The organism is Spirillospora sp. NPDC048823, from assembly GCF_043198445.1.
Taxonomy (GTDB): domain Bacteria; phylum Actinomycetota; class Actinomycetes; order Streptosporangiales; family Streptosporangiaceae; genus Spirillospora.
The window spans coordinates 274,320-292,947 of the sequence record NZ_JBICUT010000001.1 but is presented as its reverse complement, the minus strand read 5'-3'; the positions used below and the strand labels follow the sequence as shown (position 1 = coordinate 292,947).

General features: G+C 74.8%; 14 protein-coding genes. 7 read left to right on the top strand and 7 right to left on the bottom strand.

What is annotated here, in order from left to right; all coding sequences use genetic code 11:
- Positions 1–113 precede the first annotated feature (113 nt).
- Entirely contained in the window at positions 114–1,592 is a 1,479-nt protein-coding gene (locus ACGFK0_RS01145; protein ID WP_392898259.1) for a protein kinase, read from the top strand.
- Here ACGFK0_RS01145 and ACGFK0_RS01140 read toward each other — a convergent pair.
- From ACGFK0_RS01140 to ACGFK0_RS01115, 6 genes are all read right to left on the bottom strand, one after another.
- Positions 1,581–2,774: a VWA domain-containing protein gene (locus ACGFK0_RS01140; protein ID WP_392898256.1), complete on the bottom strand. Its 1,194-nt coding sequence runs from the start codon at positions 2,772–2,774 to the stop codon at positions 1,581–1,583. The two genes, ACGFK0_RS01145 and ACGFK0_RS01140, sit on opposite strands and share 12 nt — an antisense overlap.
- Before the next feature lie 105 nt (positions 2,775–2,879).
- A complete protein-coding gene (locus ACGFK0_RS01135; RefSeq protein WP_392898255.1) occupies positions 2,880–5,171 on the bottom strand; it encodes a DUF5682 family protein in 2,292 nt (763 codons plus the stop codon).
- Complete coding sequence (locus ACGFK0_RS01130) at positions 5,168–6,253, bottom strand: AAA family ATPase (protein WP_392898253.1); 1,086 nt, start codon at positions 6,251–6,253, stop codon at positions 5,168–5,170. The genes ACGFK0_RS01135 and ACGFK0_RS01130 overlap by 4 nt, the downstream gene beginning before the upstream one ends.
- Positions 6,250–7,806 (bottom strand): DUF5691 domain-containing protein, encoded by a 1,557-nt coding sequence (locus ACGFK0_RS01125; RefSeq protein WP_392898251.1) that lies wholly within the window; start codon positions 7,804–7,806, stop codon positions 6,250–6,252. The genes ACGFK0_RS01130 and ACGFK0_RS01125 overlap by 4 nt, the downstream gene beginning before the upstream one ends.
- Positions 7,803–9,158 (bottom strand): SWIM zinc finger family protein, encoded by a 1,356-nt coding sequence (locus tag ACGFK0_RS01120; protein WP_392898248.1) that lies wholly within the window; start codon positions 9,156–9,158, stop codon positions 7,803–7,805. The genes ACGFK0_RS01125 and ACGFK0_RS01120 overlap by 4 nt, the downstream gene beginning before the upstream one ends.
- A 63-nt stretch (positions 9,159–9,221) precedes the next feature.
- Positions 9,222–9,971, bottom strand: coding sequence for a M50 family metallopeptidase (locus tag ACGFK0_RS01115; protein ID WP_392898246.1), 750 nt, complete (start codon positions 9,969–9,971; stop codon positions 9,222–9,224).
- 245 nt (positions 9,972–10,216) lie between these two features.
- Here ACGFK0_RS01115 and ACGFK0_RS01110 point away from each other — a divergent pair, with 245 nt between their 5' ends.
- From ACGFK0_RS01110 to ACGFK0_RS01100, 3 genes are read left to right on the top strand one after another with little or no spacing between them, the layout of a single operon-like run.
- On the top strand, positions 10,217–11,200 hold the full coding sequence (locus ACGFK0_RS01110) for an AAA family ATPase (protein ID WP_392898244.1): 984 nt from the start codon (positions 10,217–10,219) through the stop codon (positions 11,198–11,200).
- Position 11,201: 1 nt separating this feature from the next.
- On the top strand, positions 11,202–12,332 hold the full coding sequence (locus ACGFK0_RS01105; protein WP_392898241.1) for a DUF58 domain-containing protein: 1,131 nt from the start codon (positions 11,202–11,204) through the stop codon (positions 12,330–12,332).
- The gene (locus ACGFK0_RS01100) at positions 12,329–14,560 is read left to right on the top strand and encodes a DUF3488 and transglutaminase-like domain-containing protein (protein ID WP_392898238.1); all 2,232 of its coding nucleotides are present in this window, start codon (positions 12,329–12,331) and stop codon (positions 14,558–14,560) included. The genes ACGFK0_RS01105 and ACGFK0_RS01100 overlap by 4 nt, the downstream gene beginning before the upstream one ends.
- Here the strand turns inward: ACGFK0_RS01100 and ACGFK0_RS01095 are convergent.
- A complete protein-coding gene (locus ACGFK0_RS01095; protein WP_392898235.1) occupies positions 14,541–15,239 on the bottom strand; it encodes a hypothetical protein in 699 nt (232 codons plus the stop codon). The genes ACGFK0_RS01100 and ACGFK0_RS01095 overlap by 20 nt on opposite strands.
- Positions 15,240–15,257: 18 nt before the next feature.
- On the opposite strand from ACGFK0_RS01095, the gene ACGFK0_RS01090 reads away from it, so the two are divergent.
- From ACGFK0_RS01090 to ACGFK0_RS01080, 3 genes are all read left to right on the top strand, one after another.
- Positions 15,258–15,473, top strand: coding sequence for a hypothetical protein (locus ACGFK0_RS01090; protein WP_392898234.1), 216 nt, complete (start codon positions 15,258–15,260; stop codon positions 15,471–15,473).
- On the top strand, positions 15,470–16,405 hold the full coding sequence (locus ACGFK0_RS01085; protein ID WP_392898231.1) for a threonine/serine dehydratase: 936 nt from the start codon (positions 15,470–15,472) through the stop codon (positions 16,403–16,405). Before ACGFK0_RS01090 ends, ACGFK0_RS01085 begins: the two co-directional genes overlap by 4 nt.
- A gap of 87 nt (positions 16,406–16,492) precedes the next feature.
- Positions 16,493–18,613 carry a fibronectin type III domain-containing protein gene (locus ACGFK0_RS01080; RefSeq protein ID WP_392898228.1) on the top strand — a complete coding sequence of 707 codons (2,121 nt, stop codon included), beginning with the start codon at positions 16,493–16,495 and terminating at the stop codon, positions 18,611–18,613.
- Positions 18,614–18,628 lie beyond the last annotated feature (15 nt).

Below are 18,628 nucleotides of genomic sequence, written 5' to 3'. Positions count from 1 at the left end.
GCTCCCCGTACCTATACTCTTTGATGCCGGGCGGAGTGGATTTGTGCCCGGTGAATACCGGAATTTTTTCGCCGGCCGCACGGCCGGTATCGGGGGACCCGACGGGGGTACGAATGGCGAGCCCGATTCCCCTCACCGCGGCCGACCCGGCGCGCCTCGGCGGCTGGGAGCTGCTCGGCCGGATCGGCACCGGAGGCCAGGGCGTGGTGTACCTCGGCCGCCCGGTGGAGCCCGGCGCGCAGCCGTCCCGCGTCGCCGTCAAGCTCCTGCACACCCAGCTGCTCGGTGACGCCGGCGCGCGGGAGCGGTTCGTCCGCGAGCTGGCGCTGCTGCAGCGCGTCGCGGGGTTCTGCACCGCGCAGATGCTCGCCGCCGACATGGCCGGCGACCGCCCCTACATCGTCAGCGAGTACATTCCGGGGCGGTCGCTGCGCGCGCTCGTCCAGGAGGAGGGGCCGCGCGCCGGCGCCGACCTCGACCGCCTCGCGATCAGCTCGGTGACGGCGCTGTCGGCCATCCACCGCGCGAACGTCGTGCACCGCGACTTCAAGCCGCAGAACGTCCTGATGGGGCCGGACGGGCCGCGCGTGATCGACTTCGGCATCGCCCGCGCGTTCGACGCCGGCTCCACCCTGACCAGCCAGGTCGTCGGCACCCCCGCCTACATGGCGCCCGAGCAGTTCTCCGGCCGGGTCGGGCCCGCCACCGACCTGTTCGCCTGGGCGGGGACGCTGCTGTACGCCGCCACCGGCCGCGACCCCTTCGCGGGCGGCCCGCTGCCCGCCGTCATGTACAAGATCATGCACGAGACGCCCGATCTGCGCGTCCTGCCGGGCCCGCTCGCCGAGGTCGCCGCCGCCTGCCTCGCCAAGGACCCGAAGGCCCGCCCGGCCTCCGAGGACGTCCTGCTGTGGCTCCTCGGCGACCGCGACGGAAGCGCCCGGCTGGAGACCCCGACCGCGCGACTCCCCGGCCCCACCGTCCAGGAGCCCGGCCCAACCCTCCGGGCGCCGGGTTCCACGGCGCCCGCACCCGGCCCCACCGCCGGATACGGCCAGGACGCGGACCCGGTGACGATCCGGCAGCCGGCTCCGGACGGCGGCTCGCCGTTCGTCCACGGCCCCGGAGCACCGGAGACGGCGCAGGCACCATGGCCGCAGGGCGGCGGCGCGTCCGGCCCGGCGGCGCCACCGCACCCGCCGCCCCGGACCCACCGGTCCCTCCCGCGCGGACCGGCGCTTCTGACCGGGCTCCTCCTCGCGGGTTTCCTCGCCTCGCTGGACGTGGCCGCACTCGCCATCCTGATCGCCAGGCCGTCGCTCAGCGAGGGTGCCCGCGGCGGGCTGCTGCCCGTGGTCGCGTCCTCGTTCGCGGTGGTGGCGGTGGTCACGCTGGTGGCGGTGATCCTCGCGTGGCGCGGCAGCCGCCCCGCCGCGTGGACGGTGATGGCCGCCCGCGTCGTGCGCGTCGCGATGTGGGGCGCGTGGGGGGCGCTCGTCGAGATCCAGCCGACCGCGCTCGCCGGGCACGCCGCCGTGACCACCGTCGTCGTGGTCCTCCTCGCCCGCGGCCTGACGAGATCACCCCGCTGACGCGGCTCCCGGGTCGCGGCGCTCCGACCATTCCCGCAGGTCGCGGCGCTCGATCGCGGCGGCCATCAGGTCGGGGAACGCGTCCGGGGTGCACGCGAACGCGGGCACGCCCATCGCCGCGAGCGCCGCCGCGTTCTCGTGGTCGTAGGCGGGCGCGCCCTCGTCCGACAGGGCGAGCAGCACCACGACCTGCACGCCCGCCGACGTCAGCGCCGCGACGCGGCGCAGCAGCTCCTCCCGCGCCCCGCCCTCGTACAGGTCGCTGATCAGCACGAGGATCGTGTCCTCCGGCCGCGCCACGAGGCCCTGGCAGTACGCGACGGCCCGGTTGATGTCGGTCCCGCCGCCAAGCTGCGTCCCGAACAGCACCTCCACCGGGTCGTGCAGCTGCCCGGTCAGGTCGGCGACGTTCGTGTCGAACACCACCAGCGACGTCCGCAGCGACCGCATCGACGCCAGCACCGCGCCGAACACGCTCGCGTACACCACCGACGCCGCCATCGACCCGCTCTGGTCGATCGCGAGGACCACGTCCCGTTTCACGGCCTGCTGCCGCCGCCCGTACCCGATGAGCCGCTCCGGGACGAGCGTCCCGTGCTCGGGCAGGTAGTGCCGCAGGTTCGCGCGGATCGTCCGCTCCCAGTCGACGTCGGCGAGCCGCCTCGGCCGCAGCACCCGCGCCGACCGGTCCAGCGCCCCGCCGACCGCCGACCGCGTCTTCTGCGCGAGCCGCCCCTCCAGATCGTGGACGACCTTGCGCACCACCGCCCGCGCGGACTCCCTGGCCCGGTCCGGCATCACCCGGTTCAGCGACAGCAGCGTCCCGACGAGGTGGACGTCCGGTTCGACGGCGTCCAGCATCTCCGGCTCCAGCAGCAGCCGGGTGAGGTCGAGGCGCTCGATCGCGTCCTTCTGCATGACCTGCACGACGCTCGACGGGAAGTACGCGCGGATGTCCCCGAGCCACCGCGCCACCGACGGCGCCGAATCCCCGAGCCCGGCGCTGCGCCGCCCCGGACGCGGCCGGCCCCCGCCGGCCCCGTAGAGCTTCTCCAGGGCCCCGTCCATCCGCGCGTCGTCGCCGGTGAGCGACACCCCGGTCCCGTCGGCCTGCTCGCCGCCGAGGACGAGCCGCCACCGCCGCAGCCGGTCGTCCCGGTCTTCCGTACTCTCACCGCTCACGCCGATCCCTCCTCGTCATCCGTGCGCCCCGCCCGCCGGTGGGCGGCGTCGGCGGGGCGGGAACACGCCGGTGCCCGCCATGAACACGGACCGACGGTGGTGTGGTCATGGGCCCGGCCAGCCGAGGATCCGCAGGGCCGTGTCGACGGCCGGGGCCGCGCGGGACTCGTCGAAGGCCTCCTCGGCGCCGGGTGAATGGGCGGGGGACTCGCCCCGGCGGCGGAGCCGCTCGCCGATGGACCGGCGTTCGGCGTCGGCGTAGGCGCCGAAGGTGCGGCGCAGCAGGGGGAGCACGTCGGTGAACGAGTCGCCCGGCAGCCCCGAGATCCAGTCGTCGACGAGGCGCAGGAGGGCGTCGTCGTGCATGAGGATCAGCGCGCCGCCGGACAGGAAGCCCTCCACCCAGGCGGCGGCGCGGTCCGGCGCGGCGCCGGCGGACACCGCCCGCGCCATCCGGTCGGGGACGTCGTGCAGGCGGCCCGCGTCGAGCAGGAGGCGCGTGAGGCGCCCCTCGATCAGGCCGTGCAGGACGTCCGGCCGGGCGAGGAGGCTCTCCAGGGTGCGGCGCCACCGCTCGATGTGGCCTTCCTCGGCCAGGAGCGCCAGGGCGCCGTGCACGGCGTCGACGTGGGTGAGGAACTCGTGGGCGGCGTCGTCGTCCAGCCCGGAGACCGCCGGCGGGAGCCCGACGCAGATCCGGACGACGAGGCCGTCCACGACCGTGCGGAGCGGACCCGTGGACGTGCCGCGGACGTCGCCGTAGCGCAGCGCGCGGACCAGGGCGGGCATCGCGGACATCAGCTGTGCCACGTCGGTGTCGACCGCGGCGCGGTCGGCGAGGGCGTCCATGACCGTCGGCAGCGCGTCGCCGAGGTCGGCGAGCAGGCAGCGTTCGGCCACCGACGTCAGGTCGGCGAGCGCGGTGGCGTGCGCGGCCATCGCCTCCGCGCGGGCCGTGGCCGCGCCGCGCACGGTGGTGCCCCACACGCTGGCCTCGATCAGCTCGACGTCGAACTCGGGGCGCCACGCCAGCGTCCACGTCTCCCGGAACGTGCCCTTGGAGCGGCCCGTGTCGGACGGGACGCCCCAGTCGACGTCCAGGAGGCGGAGGCGGTGCAGCAGGCGGCTGCGGTCCAGGTCCGTGGGCTTGCGCAGGTCGAGATCCTGCTCCTTGTCGAGCGCGGACGGCTTGAGGCGCAGCCGCCGCTGCTCCGCCTGCAGGTCGCGCTGCAGCGGGACCATGGGGGTCCGTTCCGGGACGGCGCCGAGCCGCTCGCCGACCACCATGCGCCGCTGGATCAGCTCGACCGGCAGGTCGGCGCCCTCGCACAGCACGGCCCGCGTCGCCTCGGTGACCTCGTCCAGCCCGGCCAGCGGACGCCCCCGCAGCGCGGCCAGGGCCTCGGCGAGCCGGACCGCCTCGATCACGTGCGCCGACGAGACGTGCAGGTCCTCGTCGCGCAGGACGCGGGCGGCGGCGGTGAGCCACCGCTCGATGGGACGATCCGCGGCCGTGAACAGGTGGTGGTACCAGCCGGGCGACCGGACGCCCGCGCCGTAGCCGGAGCGCCCGGCGAGCCGCCCGTGCGTCCACGGCACCCACGTCATCGCGACCTTGGCCTTCGGCAGCCCGCGCAGCGTCCGGTCGTCGTGGGCCGCCGGGACCCTCGCCCGGAGGGCGGGCACGTGCCACGCCCCGCACACCACGGCGACCCGCTCGTGCCCCTCCTTGAGCGTGCGGCGCAGCGTCCGCCGCATGTGCGCCTCGCGCTGCTCCTCCCGCAGCAGATGGCCGGCGGGCAGCCCGCCGGACGCGGACCCCTCCGGCAGCGCGGCCAGCTGCTCGCGCAGCTCCGCCATGGCCTCGGCGATGGCCGGGAACGGCGACGGCCCGCCGCCGCGATGCTCGACGACGTCGTCCCACCACCGCTCGGCGTCGTCGTACCCGGCCGCCTTCGCCAGCCACCCCAGCGGATCGAGCCGGATCCCCTCCGCGGCCTCCGAGGCGGAAGGCCCGCCCTCCTCCGGTTCGTCCGCCTCCTCCTCGCCGGGAGACGGGACGAGCTGGTTCGCGGCCGGCAGGTCGCAGAAACGGACGGGAACACCGGCCCCCAGCGCGTACCGGACCGCCTGCCATTCGGGGCTGAACCCGGCGAACGGCCAGAACGCCGCCTTGCGCCCGCCGTCGCCGTCGCCCGGGGCCGGGGCCGGGGAGTAGGCCAGCAGCGCGACCGGCGGCACCATCCCCGGGTCGCCGGCCAGCTCCACGATCGGGTCCGCCTCGGGCGGACCCTCGATCAGCACCGCGTCCGGCTTGAACTCCTCCAGGGCGCCGCGCAGCGCCCGCGCCGAGCCGGGCCCGTGGTGACGGATCCCGTAGACCTCGACGTCGCTCAAGACACCTCCCGGCACGCGCGGTAGAAGTCACGCCACTCCGGCCGGTCGCGGACGACCGCCTCCAGGTACTCCTGCCACACCACCCGGTCGGACACCGGGTCCTGGACGACGGCGCCGACGATCCCGCCGGCCACGTCCGCGGCCCTCAGCACACCGTCCCCGAAATGCGCGGCCAGCGCCAGCCCGCTCGTGATCACCGAGATGGCCTCGGCGGTGCTGAGCGTCGCGCTCGGCGACTTGAGCTTGGTGCGCCCGTCGCTCGTCACCCCGGAGCGCAGCTCACGGAACACGGTCACCACACGGCGGATCTCCTCCAGGCCCGCCGGGGACTCCGGCAGCTCCAGCCCCGCGCCGATCTGGTCGACGCGCCGCGCCACGATGCCGACCTCCTCCTCGGCGGACTCCGGCAGCGGCAGCACGACGGTGTTGAACCGGCGGCGCAGCGCGCTGGACAGCTCGTTCACGCCCCGGTCGCGGTCGTTGGCCGTCCCGATGACCGTGAAGCCCTTGCGCGCCTGCACCTCGGTGTTCAGTTCGGGGACGGGCAGCGTCTTCTCCGACAGGACGGTGATCAGCGAGTCCTGGACGTCGGACGGCATCCGGGTCAGCTCCTCGATGCGGGCGACCGCGCCCCGCCGCATCGCGCGCATGAGCGGGCTCTCCACCAGCGCCCGCTCGGACGGGCCCTCGGCGAGCAGCCGCGCGTAGTTCCACCCGTAGCGGATCGCCTCCTCCGCCGTGCCCGCCGTCCCCTGCACCAGCAGGGTGGAGTCGCCGCTGATGGCGGCCGCGAGATGCTCCGACACCCACGTCTTCGCCGTCCCCGGCACCCCGAGCAGCAGCAGCGCCCGGTCGGTGGCCAGCGTCGCGACCGCGACCTCCATCAGCCGGCGCGGCCCCACGTACTTCGGGCTGATCGCCGTGCCGTCGGGCAGCTCGCCGCCGAGCAGGTACGTGGTGACGGCCCACGGGGACAGCCGCCAGCCGGGCGGCCGGGGCCGGTCGTCGTGCTCGGCCAGCCGCGCCAGCTCACCGGCGTGCTCCTGCTCGGCATGCGGACGCAGAACCGCGTTCTCGGTCACAGAGCAAGCTCCTTCAGCATCTCGTCGCGGAATCGCAGTGTGGCGATCAGTTCGGTCACGGCGCGCGGGACGGCCGCACCCTGCTCGGCCACGAGCACGTCGAGGCGGGGCGCGGCGGCGGGGTCGAGCCGCTGGTCGGCGAGCCGGCACAGCTGCGTGATCAGGTGCTCGTCGCGGCGGGTGGGACGTTCGGCGGACGCGGTCAGGGTCGCGACCACCGACGACGCGAGCGCGCCCGTCCACGGCCCCGGCACCCGTTCGAGGACCCGCAGCAGATCGGGCCGCCCCTCCACCCAGCGGATCAGGTCGGCCGCCGCCGCGTCGCGTTCCCCCTCGGGCACGACGGACAGCAGGTCGGCGAGCGCCTCCGGCTCGTCCACCATGACGCCGCCCTTGAGCAGCGCCCGCGCCCATTCGGGGTCGCGCCCGGCGAGGGCGGCGCGGGCCCACCCGATGTGGACGTCACGCCCGTCGGCCTCGGAGTCGTTCTGAGGAGGCGCCCCTCCGGCACCTGCGCTGAACGGAAGGCACACGATCTCCATCGGCGGCAGCCCGAACAGGTCCGTCCAGGTGGACAGGGGAGTGCGGGCGAGGATCTCGCGCAGCCACGCGGCCCTCGTCCCGACCGGCCCGCCGCCGCTTCTCGGCGCGAACGACCCGCTCGGATGGAACGGGACGCCGTCACGCGCCATCTCCTCGTCGTGGGCCTGCGGCGGATCGACCTGGATCCACGTCTGCTCGCGCCCCCGCACCGTCCGGACCCTCGGGGTCAGGCAGCCGCGGGCCCGTGCCGCCATCCGCTCCCCGTAGGCGGACCCGGGCAGGCGGGCGAGCAGGTCGGACGCGAGCTGCCGGACGTCCTTGCCCCGGTCCTCCAGGGCGGCCTCCAGGAACTCCTCGTCGTCCGCCGACAGCCCGTCCCCGAACGTGGCGAGGAACGCCGCGCGGTCGGGCGCGGGCTCCTTGGCCCACGTCCCGAGCAGCAGTTCCCTCGCGCGCCCCGGCTCGGTGCGGCGGAGCCCGGTCAGGTAGGCCACCCGCCGGTTGCGCGTGCCGGTCTCCCACACCTCCGGGCCGCCGCCGGGATCGTCGCCGGAGCCGACCAGGTACGCCCAGTCGGTGTTCTGCAACGCCAGCCACACGCCGCGCCGGCCGGACGCACGCGCGATCGACGGCCGCAGCATCCGGTCGCCGCGCCCGCGTTCCAGCAGGTCGGGAAGCAGCTGGGCGGGCACCCGCAGACCCCGTGCCGCCGCCGCCTCCAGCCACTCGGGCAGCACCCGGATCTGTTCCCCGCGCAGAATCCGCCGCAGCCGCGCCGCCGCGGGCGCCGCCACGACCGGGGCGTCCTCCACCGGCGCGAGCGCCACGGGCACGGGCGCCGCACCGGACGGGACGCGCCCGGCCCGGCGCCGGACGGCCAGCACCGCCGCCTGGTCGAGCAGCCGCCCCGCCCTGTCGCCCGGCTCCTCGGAGGCACCGGGCAGGACGGGCGGGTCACGGCGTTCGGTGCCGAGCAGGGCCGCCGTGACGTGCTCGTTCCACGCGGTCACAGGATCACCGTCCCCTCGTCCTCGTGCCATGCGGCCAGCGGGTACAGGCCGCGCGGGCTCCACTCGCCGGCCATCGTGACCGGCCCGCCGCCCGACAGCGCGAGCAGCCGCCACGGATCCGCCAGCCGGAGCCGCAGCGCGTCCCCGGCCGCGTCGACCACGTACAGGTCGCCTCCTCCGTCACGGGCCAGGCGGACGTTCCCCAGCGTCACGGGCCAGCGGTCCAGCCACGGATCGAGCGCGAGCGCCGCCGCGTGCTCGTCCAGGAACCCCTGGACGGACGTCCCGGCGGGCGCCCCCGGGGCGGCGGTCCCGAACCGCTCGGCGACCAGTGCCCGCAACGGCTGCGACCCCGGGAAGAACACCAGCTCCGCATCGACCTCCGTACCCACGATGAGCGATGCGTCCAGCGACGTGCCCGGCGCGGCGAACGACAACACGAGCGCGGGACGGCCCGTCCGGCGCCCTCGCAGCCATACCCGCCGTGTCGTCAGCAGGTCTTGCGCGGTGTCACGCGACCCGGTGACGCACCAGTGATCCCTGACGCGCTCCCCGCCGCCGACGACCTCGTCCTGCGGGACGGTGAACCCGACACGGGAACGGACGGTGTCGCGCAGGCCCTCCGGCAGCTCGTCCCGCCGCCGGTAGGCCCGGACGAGCAGCCGCAGCAGCGCGTACTCCTCCAGCAGGCGGTCGGGCCAGCCGGGTGTCCGCGGGATGGCGGCGAGCCCCCGGACCTGGCCCGCCAGGCCGCCCGCCTGCGCGTCGACGAGCCGCCGCGCGGCGTCGTCCCACAGCCGGTAGGGGGCCTTGTCCGCCTGGGCGAGCCCGTGCGCGACCTGGTCGCGGAGCCACTGGTCGAGTTCGGCGAGGCCGTCGTCGACGCGCCGTTCCCGCCGCTCCACGGTCTTCGGGTCCCGGGTCTTGGCCGCCGCCGAGGCCCGCTGCCGTCCCGCGCGGTCGGCGCGCTCCCGCCGCTCCTCGATCCACTCGGCCGCCCACCCCGGGCGCGGCCCGCTCTCCACCGTGCTCGTCGAGGGTGGCCCGCCCCCCGCGCCCCCCGGTCCGCCTTCGGCGCCGACGGTGCCGTCGGCCCACAGGAGCAGCAGCGCGAGAGCGTGCTTGCACGGGAACTTCCGGCTCGGGCACGAACACCGGAACGCGGGCTCGGTCAGATCGGCGCACGCCCGGTAGACGGACTTGCCGCTGCCCTGGCACTCGCCCCAGACCGCCTCGTCGTCACACCCAGTCCGGGCCCACCTGCCCGGCGCGGCGATGCCGCCGGCCGCCTTCGCGGACGCGGCGTCGGGTGCGAGGCCGAGCACCTGGTCCCGATCCCATCGTTCGCTCACACAGCCGAAACTATCGCTGCCCTCGGACATCCCATGCCCGCTGACTTCGCGTCAGCCCGCGGGTCAGTAGCCGGGGAGGGTGGACAGGTCGGGGAGGTCGACGTCCGGGACGAGGAGGGCGCCGCCCGCCAGGAGCGCCAGCAGGGCGGTGGCGCCGAACAGGCTGACCCAGGCCAGGCCGGGGACGCCGGTGAGGTGGGCGAGCTGGTCGGCGTCGGAGCTCGGCGCCATGCGCCGGGAGCGCATCCGCTGCAGCTCGATCACCGGGCGGGTCGCGGCGAGCAGAAGGAACCACGCGGCCAGGTAGGCGAAGCCGGCCTGGACCTCGGCGCTGCCCAGCCACGACACCCCGAGGATGATCGCGCCGGTGGCCACCACGGAGAGCACGCCGTAGGCGTTGCGGATCATGATGAGCATCGCGCCGAGCAGCGCGAGCGAGAACCACAGCATCAGCGTGATCCGGCCGGCGGCGAGCAGCAGCGCGAAGAACAGGCCGAGCAGCGGGGGAGTGATGTAGCCCGCCAGCGCCGTGAAGATCATTCCGGGGCCGTGCGGCTTGCCGCGCGAGACCGTCACCCCGGAGGTGTCGGAGTGCAGCTTGATGCCGTCCAGCTTGCGGCCGGTGACGAGGGCGATGAGCGCGTGCCCGCCCTCGTGCGCGATCGTCACGGTGTTGCGCGCGACCCGCCAGGTGGGGCCGTGGAGCACCGCGGCGAGCGCCACGAGGCCGACGAAGGCCACCAGCCACCACGGGGGATCGGGCTGCGTTCCCGTGACGCGGTCCCACAGGTCGGTGATGCTGATGTCGTCCACGTCCACCTCGAAGTCGTCGTCGCGAAGCCCAACATTAGGACGTCACGGATAACGTTCGCGTTCGGTTCGCGGCGGTCATTCGGTGAATACCGGCACGGGACGGCGCTGAAAACCGTTATTGTGCCCTTCGCGCCGGGGGTCGCGGCTCCCGACTCCGGAACCTGGCGCGACGAGAGGTGACGGGGATTGACCGGGGACCGATCCCCCGCGCGGGACACGGCCCCGCGCGGCTGGGGGGCAGCTGAATGAACGATAACGCGGGGGTGGACGCGGACGCCCTGGCCGGGCGGTTCGCGCAGATGTTCGCGGCGCTGGCGGGCAATATCGAGCGGGTGGTGCGCGGCAAGCGGGAGAAGGTCGAGCTGGCGCTCATCTGCCTGCTGTCCGAGGGCCACCTGCTCGTCGAGGACGTCCCGGGCGTGGGCAAGACGACCCTGGCGCGGGCGATGTCGGCGTCGGTGGAGGCGGAGTGGACGCGCATCCAGTTCACGCCCGACCTGCTGCCCAGCGACATCACCGGCGTTTCGATCTTCAACCAGGGGACGAGTGCGTTCGAGTTCCACCCCGGGCCGATCTTCGCGAACCTCGCCGTCGCCGACGAGATCAACCGCGGCTCCCCGAAGACGCAGTCGGCGCTGCTGGAGGTCATGGAGGAGCGCCGGGTCACCGTGGAGGGCACCCCGCATCCGGTGCCGCGCCCGTTCATGGTGATCGCGACGCAGAACCCCGTCGACATGGACGGCACGTATCCGCTGCCGGAGGCGCAGCTCGACCGGTTCCTGATGCGGATCTCGATGGGCTACCCCGACCACCAGGCCGAGGTGGCGCTGCTCGCGGGCGCGCCGACCGGCGCGATGCTCGACCAGATGCCGCCCGTCATGGGCCGCGAGGACCTCGCCCGGATGATCGACTTCGCGCAGCGGCTGCATGTCGCGCCGCCCCTGTACGACTACCTCGTGCGGGTCGTCGCGGCCAGCCGCACGCATCCCGACCTGCGGCTCGGCGCGAGCCCGCGGGCCAGCATCGCGCTGCTGCGGGCGTCGCGGGTGCGCGCGGCGGCGGCCGGCCGGTCCTACATCGTCCCCGAGGACGTGAAGGCGCTCGCGGTCCCGGTCATCGCACACCGGCTGATCGTGACGCCGGAGGCGGAGCTGCGCGGGCGTTCCGGCGCGGACGTGGTGGGCGAAGCCCTGCAGAACGTGCCGACTCCGCAGGCCGCCGGGGTGTGACGTGCTGACGCCGCTGGGATGGGGGACGGCGGCCGTGTGCGCGCCGCTGTACGCGGCGGGCTGGTGGCTCGGCTATCCGGAGCCCGCGATGTTCGGGCTCGCCGGGCTCGCCGCGGTGGCGGGCGCGGCGCTGTGGACGCTGCCGCAGGCGAAGCTGGACGTCAGCCGCGAGATCGCGCCGAAGAAGGTCGAGCGCGGCGAACCGGCCGTGGGCGTCCTGCACGTCACCAACCGGGGACGCGGAGCGCGGGGGGTGAGCGCGCAGGACGCGGCCGGCCCCGACTCCGTCGCGGTGGACGTGCCCCGGCTGCGGGCCGGCGGCACGCGGTCCGTGACCTACCGGCTGCCGACCGGCCGGCGCGGCGAGATCCCGGTGGGGCCGCTGCGGCTGGTGCGCGCCGATCCGCTCAGGCTGGCCCGCCGGACCCGGGAGTACGGCAGGCCGGAGGTCCTGCTCGTCCGGCCGAAGACGGTGCCGCTGTCGCTGCTGCCGTCCGGCCGCGCCCACCACCTGGACGGGCCGACCAGCGACCGGTCCCCGGCCGGGACGGCGACGTTCCACGCGCTGCGCGAATACGTGATCGGCGACGAGCTGCGCCACATCCACTGGAAGTCCTCGGCGCGGACGGGCACCCTCATGGTCCGCCAGCTCGTCGACGCCAGCCTGCCGACCACGACGATCGTCCTGGAGGCGCGGCCCGCGTCGTGGCCGGAGCCCGACGACTTCGAGCTGGCGGTGGACGCGGCGGCGTCGGTCGCGATGACGGCGGCGTCGGCGAGCTTCCCCGTCCGGCTCCTGACCGGCGACGGGCAGCTCGCCGAGACGCGCGGCGGACGCGACGACGCGGAGGTCCTGCTCGACCGGCTCACCTCGGCCGCGACGCAGGAGGGCCCGCAGTCCACCATGGACGCCGTGCGCCGTGTGCGCGCGGGCGGGTCGCTCGTGGTCGTCACGTCCGGTGCCGTGGAGCTGGGAGAGGTTGCGGCCGTCCGGAACCGTTTCGACCGCGTCGTCGTGCTGCGGGTCCGGCCGCCCGAGGCGGCGCCGGCGCCGCCCGGCGTCCAGGTGATCGACTTCGCCGATCTGGACGGGCTGGCGGAGTCGTGGCGGCGGCTGGGGCGCGTCCGGTGACCCGGTACGTGTCGCTCGCCGTGACGGCCTGCCTTGCGGCCGTCGCCGGCCTGTCGTTCCAGCGGGTCTTCGGCTTCGGCCCGGTGGTCCCGGTCGCCGTCGTCGCCGCGGTCGTGCCGGCGGCGCTGTGCGGGCTGCTGTCCGGACCGCGCAAGGGCGGGCCGGGCAGGAGCGGTGACCCGTGGCCGCTGTGGATCTCGCTGGTGCTGACGGTGGTCGCGTGGGCGGGCACGGTGTCGGTCACCGTCCTGCGCCCGGCCCTCAGCGCGGGGACGCTGCCGCAGACGCTCCGCGAGGGCGTGCTCGGCTCGTGGAAGGCGATCCTGACCACGCTGCTGCCCGCCCCGGCCACGCCGGAGTTCCTCGTCCTGGTCAACGTGGTGGTGTGGCTGGCGGCGTTCGCGTCCGCCGAGCTGGCGCTGCGGACCTCGCTGCGCGCCGCGCCGTGCCTGCCCGCGCTCGGCGTGTGGGCGGTCGCGCTCCTGCTGGGCGTGGACGGCCCCGGCTCCAACGCGCCCCTCGCCGCCGCGACCGTCGTGCTGGTCGCGGTCCTCGTCCTCGTCCGCGCCGACGGCCCCGGTTCCGGGGTCGCGTGGCGGCCGCTCGCCATCGGGACGCCCGCCGCCGTCGTGCTGGGGGCGGTGGCGTTCGCGGCGGCGCCGGTCGTCCCGGTCAGCGCGGAGCCGTACAACCCGCGGGAGCAGGTGCGGGCCCCGCCGCCGCAGCAGCGCGACGGCGTCAGCCCCCTCGACCGCGTGGGCGGCTGGCTGCTGAACCCCGGCCAGGTCATGTTCACCGTCCAGTCCGGCCGCCGGAACGAGATCGAGCGGCTCGCGGTCCTCGACCGGTTCAACGGCGTGACCTGGTCGTCCACGGCCCGGTTCGTCCCCACCGGGAGCCGCGTGCCGGAAGGCCCGCGGCCGGAACGCGAGCACGAGGTCGAGCAGCGCATCACGATCCGCGACCTGCCCGGCGTGTGGGTGCCCGCCCCCGACCGCCCCCGGCAGGTCGACGGGCTGCCCGTCGTCGTCGACCCGGAGAGCGGCGCGCTGGCCGCCGCGCAGCCGCTCCGCCCCGGCCAGACGTACCGGGTGGCCTCCGTCGTCCCCGAATGGACGGCCGAGGACCTCGCCGCCGCGGCCGTCGCGACCGACGCCGAGGCCGGGGCGGCGCTCGAACTGCCCTGGGGGCCGGGCGCGAAGGAGCCGCCCGTCCAGCTCGCCGAGTTCCGCAGGTTCGCGGAGGCGGCGACGCAGGGCGCGGTGTCGCCCATCGACAAGGCCGCACTGCTCGCCCAGTACCTCAAGCGCTACGCCAAGTACGACGTGACCGCGCCGCCGGGGCACGGCTACCGGCAGCTCGACTACTTCCTCGCCGAGGGCCGGCGCGGCACCCCGGAGCACTTCGCGACCGCCTACGCCCTGCTCGCCCGCACGCTCGGCCTGCCGTCGCGGGTCGTGGTGGGCTTCGACGGCGGGAACCGCGTGGGCGACACCGTCCAGGTCCGTTCCGGGGACGTGATGGCGTGGCCCGAGATCAAGTTCGAGCGTCTCGGCTGGATCCGCTTCAACCCGCTCCCGGACACCGGACGCCCCTCCAAGGGGAACGACTCGGTCGCCGCGGGCGAGACGGAACAGAAACTCGAACAGGCGCAGAAAAACGCCGTGTCCCAGGAGCGCGGGGAAGGGCCTGGCAACACCACGCAGAAGGGGCCGCAGAAGCCCGTCGCCGAAGACTCGCCCACACCGTGGTGGGTGTTCGCGTCGATCACGGGGGCCGTGCTGGTCATCGGATACGTGCTCGCCGTCCTGCTCGCCCCCGCCTTGCGCAAGCGGCGCCGCCGGGCCGGATCGCCCGCCGCCCGCATCACCGGTGCCTGGCACCAGGCCCTCGACCACCTGTCGGACGTCGGCCTGTCCACGGCCCGCACGCTGACCGCGCACGAGGTGGCGCGGTTCGGCGCGTCCAGCGTCGGCGAGGACGCCCACGGGCATCTGCGCCCGCTCGCCGACCTCGTCAACCGGAGCCGCTTCGCCGCGTCCCGCCCGGACCCGCGCGCCGCCGACCAGGCCTGGCAGCACACCGACGCACTGGGACGCCTGGTCACCACCAAGGCCGGCCGCCTGCGCCGCCTCCGGCGCCGCCTGCACCCCCGCTCGCTGAAGGACCGCCGCGCACCCGCCGAGAAGACCCCGGCCGAGGCGCCCGTCAGGAGACGGGCAGGCTGACCGCGATCTCGCCGCCCAGCACGGCGCCGGTCTCCAGCTCCAGGTCGTCGCCGCTCCAGAACCGCCCCGGGTCGAACCAGTTCGGGCGGCGCCCCTTCGGCAGCAGCCCCATCGCCTGGTAGGTCACCGCGACGATCTCGGCGCAGAACGCCGTCTCCATGACGTCGGCGCCGCGGCGCGCGTCGTGCCCGGCGGGGCGCCGGATCGGCACCCGCCCCCGCACCCACCGCGTCGCCAGCTTCGACGTCGACGGGAACGGGGTGCCGTTCAGCCGCGCCACCGCGCGCAGCGCCGCGTCCTCCATCCCCGCGGTCGGCGGTGGTTCGAGCTGCCGCAGCCACGCTCGCTGCCCGTACCCGTGCCTTGTGGGGGGCCGACCCCCCGCACCCCCCGGACTGCGTGGGGACCCCCACGCCAATACGGCGTCGCGCAGGTCGTGCAGCTGCGCGCCGCGATGGTGGCCGCCCGACCACATGTCCCGCAGCGACCGCCCCAGCTCGGCGTGCCACATCAGCGGCGGCAGGTCGTCGATGACCAGCGACATGCCGACATGGTTGACGGGGCTGTTCGTCGTCATCTGGATGGCGCGGTCCGCGACCGTCCGGCCGCGGAACAGCCACACGTCCCCCGTGCGGGTCAGGTCGGCGGCCTCGTCGAGGGAGATGCTCGTACCAGGCATGATCGATACGGTAGCCGCATGCGATGGACGAAGCCGCTGGGCGTCTGGAAAGCACTGGGCGTCTGGAAAGCACTGGGCATCTGGAAGGCGCTGGGCATCGCCGGGTTCCTCGGCGTCGCCGCGACCGGGGCGGTGATCGTCCGGGCGGAGCGGCGCCGCCGGGCCTACACGCCCGAGGAGATCAGGCAGCGCCTCCACGAACGGCTGGACGACGCGCCCGGGGAACGCCCGTGACGGTCCGCGCCGTCCGCCCGCCCGGCCCCGGCGACCTGGACCGCGCCTGGCGGGCCGTCTCCGCCGAGCTCGAGCCGACGCCGCTGGTGCCGTCCGGCCTGGCCCCCGGCGCCCTGCTGAAACTGGAGACCTTCCAGCCGACCGGCGCGTTCAAGGTGCGCGGCGCGCTCGCGGCCGTCGCGGCGCTTCCCGCGGGGGAGCCCGCCGTCACGGCGAGCGCGGGCAACCACGGGCTCGGCATGGGCTACGCGGCGGCCCGGTCCGGCGCGGACGTCACCGTGGTCGTGTCGACCCGGGCGTCCCCGGTGAAGGTCGACAAGATCGGGGCGTATCCGGTGCGGCTCGTCCAGCACGGGACGACCTACGACGAGGCCGAGGCGCACGCGATGACCCTGCCCGGTCACTACGTCTCGCCGTACAACGACCCGGCGGTCATCGCGGGGCAGGGCACCATCGGGCGGGAACTCGACCGGCAGGCGGACGGCCCGCTCACGGTCGTCGCGCCGGTCGGCGGCGGCGGTCTCCTCGCCGGGCTGTGCCTGTGGGCGCGCGAACGCGGGGACGTGCGGATCGTCGGCGTGGAGTCGGCGGTGTCGCGCGGCGTGTCCGCGTCGGTGGCGGCCGGGCGGGTCGTCGGGGTCGAGGTCGGTGAGACGTTCGCCGACGGCCTTCCCGGCAACCTGGAGGCCGGCAGCGTCACACCGGAGGTGATCGGCCGGACCGCCGAGCTGACCACCGTGACCGATGACCGGATCCGGACGGCGATGCGGTGGCTGTTCGGCGAGCACGGGCTGGTCGCCGAGGGGGCGGGCGCGGCCGGCGTCGCCGCCGTCCTCGCCGGGAAGATCGAGGTCACCGGCCGCCTTATAGTGATCATTACCGGACGTAATATTACAGTCCCGACATTCACTGACGCCATTGGCGACAGCTGACCACCATTCTTTATCCGGGAAAACACCGGCAACTCGGGTCGGAACCCACTACGGTGCTCCTCGAACCGGGGGAAGGTGATCGTAGTCGTGCGGGTTGCTGGCCTGAGCTGGATCCGACGTGACCGACTGACGGGGCAGGTCGCGGTCGGCCTCGTCGGCGTGCTCGTCATCGCCGCCGCCGTGTACGGGGTGGGAGTCGCGAGCGCCCAGTACCGCCTCGCCGACGTCGGCGCCTGGCTGTCCGCGAAGAGCAAGGGCGCCGTCGTGCACGTCAACGGCCCCGCCGCCAAGGTGGACGGCAAGGCCGGCGTGATCCCGCAGATGCGCGGCCACAACATCAAGATCGTCCAGGACGGCGCCACGATCCTGATCATCGACCTGGACACGGGCGTCGTCAGCCGGCTCGACCCGTCCCAGCTGAGCATCGGCCAGAGCCGCTCGCTCGGCAAGGGCATCCAGGTCCTCGCCGGCGCCGGGAAGGCGTACACGGTCGACTCGGTCAAGGGCGTCGTGCAGCAGATCGACCCCGTCGGCCTGACCCCCGTCGGCGCGGCCGCCGACCTGCCGCCGGTCCTCGGCCAGGCCGGGATCGACGGCAAGGGCGCCCTCTGGGTCCCGGTGTCGCAGAAGGGCGAGGTCGCGGCGTTCAAGGACGGCGAGGTCCAGCCGCCCGTCCGCGTCGGTGAGCCGGGCGACGACCTGGCGCTGACCATCGCGGCCGGCGCCCCGGTCGTCACCGACTCCACCTCCTCCACCGCCACGGTCGTCACCTCGTCCGGGTCCCCGCTCAAGATCAGCCTGCCGACGACCGTGCGGCAGGCCGGCCGCGGCGGCGTGCTGGCCCCCGCGCACACCGACGGCAAGACCGTTCCGCTGCTGGTGCCCGGCACCGGATCCCTGGTGACCGTCGACACCGACACCGGGCGGTACTCCAGCACCCGGCTGCCGATGCCGAAGCACCGGTACCGGCCGCCGCAGATGCTCGGCGCGAACGTCTACATCCCGGACGAGACCGCCGGCGCCCTGATCGTGTACAACTCGGCGGCCAACCGGTTCGAGAAGCCGATCCCGGTGACGAACCCGCGGTCCACGCTCGACGTCTTCGTCAAGGACGGGATGATCTGGGCGAACGACCCGGCCGGTCCCCGCGCCGTCGTGATCGACCGGCAGGGCGTGCAGAAGGGCATCAACAAGTACAAGGACAGGGTCGCGGGCGGCCCGAAGCGCCGGACGATCCCGCTGCCCGGCGACGGGGACGCCCCGCCGCCGGCCCGCAGGAACCCGTCGTCCCCGCCGCTGACGCCCCCGACGAACCGGCCGGCCTCACCGCCGCGCCCCGGTGACCCGCCGACCGCGCCGGCCAACGTGTCGGTCACGCCCGGCGCCGGCACCATGCGGATCGGCTTCCAGCCGTCGCAGGGTGAGGGGATCGTCGGATACGCGCTGAAGGACGTCCCGGCCGGACTGTCGGCCGCCCCGTCCGCGATCGGCCCCGGCGCGGGTCCCTTCACGTTCACCGTGACGGGCGGCGACTGCGGGCAGGAGTACCGCTTCCGCGTCGCGGTGCGGTACAAGGACGCCAACGGCAGGACGCGTGAAGTGCTGTCGACCGCCAGCGACCCCGTCCGCCCCTGCGTGACGCCGGGCGCGCCGACGGGCCTCAAGGCGCAGGCGACGAAGTCCGGGGCGAAGGTCTCCTGGACGGCCCCGCCCGGCGGCGGCTCCGCCTCCTACAAGCTCACGTGGAGCGGCCCGGTCTCGGGGAGCAAGACGGTCTCGGCCACGTCCGCGACGCTCGGCGACGTGTGGTCGAACGGGAACTACACCTTCACCGTCGCGGCCGCCAACGGCGCGGGAACCGGCTCGGGCACGACGATCAACGCCAAACTGACCGGCCCCACCAGCACCTACGCCGTGCGCATGAACGGCAACTCCAACGCCTACATCAGGGCCACTGCCAGCACCAGCAGCACCGTCGTCGCCACCATGAACGACAACAACGGCGAGCAGGTCACCGTCAACTGCCAGGAGCAGGGCCTCCGGTTCGAGCACTCCAGCGACCCCAACCTCAGCGGCGACATGTACACCAACATCACGTGGAAGGGGAAGCGCGGCTACGTGCCCGCCTACCTGATCTCCACGCCCGGCAGCTGGAAGAGCTTCGTCGGGCCGTCGATCTGGAAGTGCGAGCCGTCCAACAGCTTCTAGCCCGAGCTTCTAGCC